The following is a 506-nucleotide window of genomic DNA, read 5'->3' on the forward strand; positions in this document are numbered from 1 at the left end:
GGCCAGGGCCACCTAAAAGCGTACGAGCCAGCCAAGTGGCCGGAAGTGGTCGATCCGCCCCACATCGAAACCGCCGCCTTGGACTACTACGACGACTATTGGAAGACGTATTGGGATCGCCTTCGCAAAAAGCATGGCTTGCAACAACCGTCGAGCGAAACGGGAACGCCGTAGCGTGACGCACGTTTCTAGCGCCAGTGGGTTGGGCCGTTAGAGCGTAATCTTCGTCCCCAGCACTTCCAGGAAAGCTCGGATCCACGCGGGGTGGGCCGGCCAAGCGGGGGCGGTCACGAGATTGCCGTCGACATGGGCGTTGTCAAAACCTTCGCTCGCTTCGACAAACGTCCCGCCGCTCAACTTCACTTCAGGGGAACAGGCCGGATAGCAGCTGCACGACTTGCCGTCGAGCACGCCAGCGGCGGCCAGGATCTGCGGGCCATGGCAAAGCGACGCGATCGGCTTGTCCGCGCTGGCGAAGTGCTGCACGATCTCGATCACCTGCGGAT

Annotated in this window: 1 protein-coding gene; it reads right to left on the reverse strand. The window is 62.1% G+C overall.

What is annotated here, in order from left to right:
* Nucleotides 1–210: 210 nt before the first annotated feature.
* Nucleotides 211–506: DJ-1/PfpI family protein (locus C5Y96_RS16015; protein ID WP_199188721.1), on the reverse strand; the 296-nt coding region annotated here is incomplete at its 5' end.

It is taken from the genome of Blastopirellula marina (assembly GCF_002967715.1).
Lineage (GTDB): Bacteria > Planctomycetota > Planctomycetia > Pirellulales > Pirellulaceae > Bremerella > Bremerella marina_B.